The 4,314-nt window shown below is 73.8% G+C and carries 6 protein-coding genes; 1 reads left to right on the top strand and 5 read right to left on the bottom strand.

Features of this window, described 5'->3' with window-relative positions; genetic code table 11:
* The 4 genes from hisG to Q0112_RS14990 all read right to left on the bottom strand — a co-directional run.
* Positions 1-339: ATP phosphoribosyltransferase (gene hisG / locus Q0112_RS14975; protein ID WP_297976649.1), on the bottom strand; the 339-nt coding region annotated here is incomplete at its 3' end.
* Positions 330-1,463, bottom strand: coding sequence for an ATP phosphoribosyltransferase regulatory subunit (locus tag Q0112_RS14980; RefSeq protein WP_297976651.1), 1,134 nt, complete (start codon positions 1,461-1,463; stop codon positions 330-332). The genes Q0112_RS14980 and hisG, both read right to left, overlap by 10 nt.
* 3 nt (positions 1,464-1,466) lie before the next feature.
* Positions 1,467-2,957: a histidine--tRNA ligase gene (gene hisS, locus Q0112_RS14985; protein ID WP_297976653.1), complete on the bottom strand. Its 1,491-nt coding sequence runs from the start codon at positions 2,955-2,957 to the stop codon at positions 1,467-1,469.
* A 64-nt stretch (positions 2,958-3,021) separates the two neighbouring features.
* Entirely contained in the window at positions 3,022-3,474 is a 453-nt protein-coding gene (locus tag Q0112_RS14990; protein ID WP_297976655.1) for a flavin reductase family protein, read from the bottom strand.
* Positions 3,475-3,727: 253 nt separating this feature from the next.
* Between Q0112_RS14990 and Q0112_RS14995 the strand changes: the two genes are divergently transcribed.
* Positions 3,728-3,916 carry a hypothetical protein gene (locus Q0112_RS14995; protein ID WP_297976657.1) on the top strand — a complete coding sequence of 63 codons (189 nt, stop codon included), beginning with the start codon at positions 3,728-3,730 and terminating at the stop codon, positions 3,914-3,916.
* Here Q0112_RS14995 and Q0112_RS15000 read toward each other — a convergent pair.
* The coding region (locus Q0112_RS15000) for a CorA family divalent cation transporter (RefSeq protein WP_297976659.1) at positions 3,913-4,314 on the bottom strand (402 nt) is incomplete at its 5' end. The two genes, Q0112_RS14995 and Q0112_RS15000, sit on opposite strands and share 4 nt — an antisense overlap.

The raw sequence follows: 4,314 nt of genomic DNA on the forward strand, positions 1-4,314 counted from the left end.
CCCCGCCACGTCGATCCAGAAGACCGGCACCGCCACCACCAGGTCGGCGAAGCCGAACCCCATCGGCGCCACCTCGACCAGTCGCTCCGCCCAGCGCGGGATCTCCTCGCGCACCAGGTCCTGCCCGGTCACCCCGAGATGCAGCCGCCCGCCCGCCAGCTCGCGCGGGATCTCCGCCGCCGACAGCAGGACGAGCTCCACCCCGTCCACGCCCTTCACCGTCCCGCGGTATTCCCGCCCGCTCCCGCTCCGCGCCAGCGCCACGCCGCGCTCGCGGAACCAGGCGATCGTCTCCTCCTGCAGCCGCCCCTTCGACGGCACCCCGAGCTTCAGCCGCATAGCGCCACCAGGGCCTCGGGCCGGATGATCCCGCCCACCGCCGGGATGCCGCGGCCGCGGCCGAGCACGCGGGTCAGCGTGTCGTAGCGCCCCCCGCTCGCCACCGGCGGCAGGTCGTCGCGCCCGCGCGGCATCGCCCCGAAGACCATCCCGTCGTAATATTCGAGCGACGTCCGCCCGAAGCTCGCCTCGAAGCGCAGCGCCTCCGGCCGGATCCCCCGCGCCGCGAAGGCCGCAAGCCGCGCCTCCAGCCGGTCGACCGCCGCCGCGAGCTGCGGCACGCCCGCCGCCAGCGCCCGGAGCTCGGCGACCGCCGCCGGCGCCTGCCCCTGCACCGCCAGCAGCGCCTCGATCCGCGCCACCTCCGCCGCCGGCAGCGGCGGCGTCGCCGCCTCCTCGGCCAGGTGCGCGACCCGCGCCGCCACCTCCTCGGCGCCGCGCGCCCCGACCTGCCGCCCTGCCGCGATCAGCTCCGGCACCCGCCCCTCCGCCTCCGCCGCCAGCAGCGCCGCCCGCCGGGCGCGGAGGGCCGCATGCTCCTCGCCGAACTGCCGCAGCAGGGCATGGAACCGCACCGGCCGCCAGACGTGCCGCCTGAGCGCCGCCTTGCGGGCGGCGCTCGTCCCGAGCGCGTCGATCGCGGCCAGCACCAGGCCGAGATCCCCGGTGACGAGATCGACGGCCGCCCCGCCCAGCGCCTCGGTCACGAGGCCGAGCACCTCGGCGTCGTGCGCCGCCGGATCGCCGCCCTCGAAGACCTCGAAGCCCGCCTGCAGATACTCCCGCGGCCGCGTCGAGCCCGCGTCCTGCCGCCGCCAGACCGGCCCCGAGTAGACGTAGCGCGCCGGCTCCGCGCCCGCGTCCATGTGCAGCCGCACGATCGGCACGGTGAAATCCGGGCGCAGCATCATCTCCGCCCCCTCGTCGCGGGTGACGAAGGCGCGCGCGCGGATGTCCTCGCCGTAGAGGTCGAGCAACACCTCGGCCGGCTGCAGCGCCGCCGGCTCGACCGTCGTCGCCCCGGTCGAGCGCAGCACCCGCATGATCCGCCCCAGCTCGCGATCGAGCCGGGCGAGCCCCGGCCCGATGCGCCCGCCGGCGAGATAGGCCCGGTCGGCGACCATGCCTCAGTCCGCCCGCGCCAGCATCGCCCGCACCGCCGCCACCAGCCCGCCGCGCGGCACCTCGACCTGCGCCGGCTGCGCCTTCCAGGCCTCGTGCGTCGCGATCTCCGCCGCGAGCCGCGCCCCGAGCGCCAGATCCTTGAGCTGCACCACCCCGCGCGCCCGCTCGTCGCCGCCCTCGATCACCGCGACCGCCGCCCGGCGCTGGTCGGCATATTTGAGCTGCCGCGCCATGTTGCCGCCGCCGAGGAAGACCTCGGCCCGCAGCCCGGCGGCCCGCAGCTCCGCCGCCATCTGCTGGTAACCGGCCATCTCGCCGCGGTCCATTACCGTGACCACGACCGGCCCCGGCCCCTCAGCCGTGAGCCTGCCCTTCTCGCCCAGCGCAGCGAGCAGGCGGTCCACCCCGATGGAGATGCCGGTCGCCGGGACCGCCTCGCCGGTAAAGCGCCGGACGAGGTCGTCGTAGCGCCCGCCGCCCGCCACCGAGCCGAACTGCCGCGGCCGCCCGTCCTCGTCCACCACCTCGAAGGTCAGCTCCGCCTCGACCACCGGCCCGGTATAGTAGCCGAGCCCCCGCACCACCGCCGGGTCGATGACCGCGCTCGCCCCCCGCGCCGCGAGAAGCCCGGCCATGGTCTCGAGCTCCTCGACCCCCTCGCGCCCCGCCGCAGAGCCCCCGACCAGCTCGCGCAGCCGCGCGCAGGTCGCCGCCCCGTCGTCGGCCCGTGCCGCCATGAAGGCGAGGATCGTCTCCGCCCCCTCGGCCTCGAGCCCGGCGCCGGCGGTGAAGTCCCCGCTCTCGTCCCGCCGCCCGGCGCCGAGAAGCGCGCGCACGCCCGCCTCGCCCAGCCGGTCGATCTTGTCGATCGCCCGCATGACGATCCCGCGCCGCCCCGCCTGCGCCTCGGGATCGGCCGGGTCGAGGAGCCCGACCACCTCCATGACCCCGTTCAGCACCTTGCGGTTGTTGATGCGGACCGCGTAGTCGCCGCGCGCGATCCCCGCCGCCTCGAGCGCCTCGCCCAGCATCGCGCACATCTCGGCATCCGCCGCGACCGAGGCCGCGCCGACCGTGTCGGCATCGCACTGGTAGAACTGCCGGAACCGCCCCGGCCCCGGCTTCTCGTCGCGCCAGACCGGCCCGACGGCATAGCGCCGGTAGGGCGCGGGCAGGCTCTGCCGGTGCTGGGCGTAGACCCGCGCCAGCGGCGCCGTCAGGTCGTAGCGGAGCGCGAGCCACTGCTCGTCCTCGTCCCGCCAGGCGAAGACCCCCTCGTTCGGCCGGTCGACGTCGGGCAGGAACTTGCCCAGCGCCTCGACCGTCTCGACCGCGCTCGTCTCCAGCGGGTCGAACCCCCAAGCGTGATAGACCTCGCAGATCTGCGCGAGCATGGCGTCGCGCGCCCGCACCTCGGCGCCGAAATAGTCGCGGAAGCCTCGCGGCGTCTCCGCCCGCGGTCGGCGGGGCTTCTTCTGCTTGTCCTTGGCCATGGGCGGAATTCCGGGGCTCGCGTTCGCGCGCCGTCCTAGCGCGGAGAACGGCGCAAGGGCAAGCTCAGCCGTTCCCGAGCCCGCAATAGCGCCCGCGGTGGAAGATGAGCGGCTCGACGTCGGCCTGTTCGAGCCGGAGCACCTCCCCGACCACAATCAGATGATCGCCCCCGTCGTGCCCGGCGGCATGCCGGCACTCGAAGCGCGCCGCGCAGCCGGCGAGAAGCGGCGTCCCGCCGATCCCGGACGTGAAATCCACACCCGCGAACCCGTCCCCCGGCAGCGCGAAATGCTCGGCGAGCACCTTCTGCTCCACGCTCAGGACATGGATCGCGAAATGGGGCGCCGCCTCGAAGGCCGGAAAGCGCCGCGACTTCCGCGCCGGGGACCAGAGCACGAGCGGAGGGTCGAGCGAGACGCTGGCGAAGCTGTTCGCGGTGATCCCGAGCGGCCCGCGCGGGGTCATGGTGGTGACGACCGTCACCCCGGTGGCGAAGCAGCCCAGCGCGTCGCGCAACTCTCTCTCGCTGAAGTCCGGCAAGCCTCTTCCCCGGTGCAGGCGCCACCATCTAGACCCTGCCGCCCGCCCTGTCGATGCCGGACCGGCGCGTCCGCGCTGCCGCGGAGAACTTAACCACGAGCAATATTTCGCCGGCAGCCGCGGCGGCTGCGACCATTTTCCACTGTCCTTGTGTTGCGGAGGGGACTAGTACTCGCGCGAGGGCGGGGCGTGTGGCCCCGGGCCGGACTGTTGATGCTGGATTCTCGCGATGTACCTACCCGAGACCGACGCCCAGATGTTCGACATCCTGACCGAGCTGCGGATCTATGCCGCGACGAACGGCATGCCGATGCTCGCCGAGCGCCTCGACGACGCGCTCCTGCTCCTCGTCTCCGAGGGCAGGGCCCCGAGCCGGCCTCGCCTCGCCACCGGCGTCGCCGTGGTCGACAAGGTCTAGAGCCAGCCGCGGATCTTGAAGACCCAGTAGGAGACGACCGCCGAGCCGACCATCAGCAGCAGGGCCATCGGGTAGCCGAAGGCCCACTCGAGCTCGGGCATCCGCGCGAAGTTCATCCCGTAGATCGAGGCGACGAGAGTCGGCGGAAGGAAGATGACCGCCGCCACCGAGAAGATCTTGATGATCGCATTCTGCTGGATCGAGATCATCCCGAGCGTCGCATCCAGCAGGAAGGTCACCTTCTGCCCGATGAAGGCGGCATGTTCGGCGAGGAAGCGCGTGTCCCGTGCGAGCGACTTGAGCCGCCCGCGCTCCTCCTTCCCGTTGCGCTGGAGGTCGGCGGCGGTGAAGAAGGCCACCAGACGCTCGAGCGTGACGAGGCTGGCGAGGACGTGGGA

The organism is uncultured Amaricoccus sp., from assembly GCF_937858865.1.
GTDB lineage: Bacteria > Pseudomonadota > Alphaproteobacteria > Rhodobacterales > Rhodobacteraceae > Amaricoccus.

Coding starts and splice junctions, on each gene's coding strand:
- hisS (WP_297976653.1), bottom strand. CDS start 2,957: ATGGCCAAGGACAAGCAGAAGAAGCCCCGCCGACCGCGGGCGGAGACG.
- Q0112_RS14980 (WP_297976651.1), bottom strand. CDS start 1,463: ATGGTCGCCGACCGGGCCTATCTCGCCGGCGGGCGCATCGGGCCGGGG.
- Q0112_RS14995 (WP_297976657.1), top strand. CDS start 3,728: ATGTACCTACCCGAGACCGACGCCCAGATGTTCGACATCCTGACCGAG.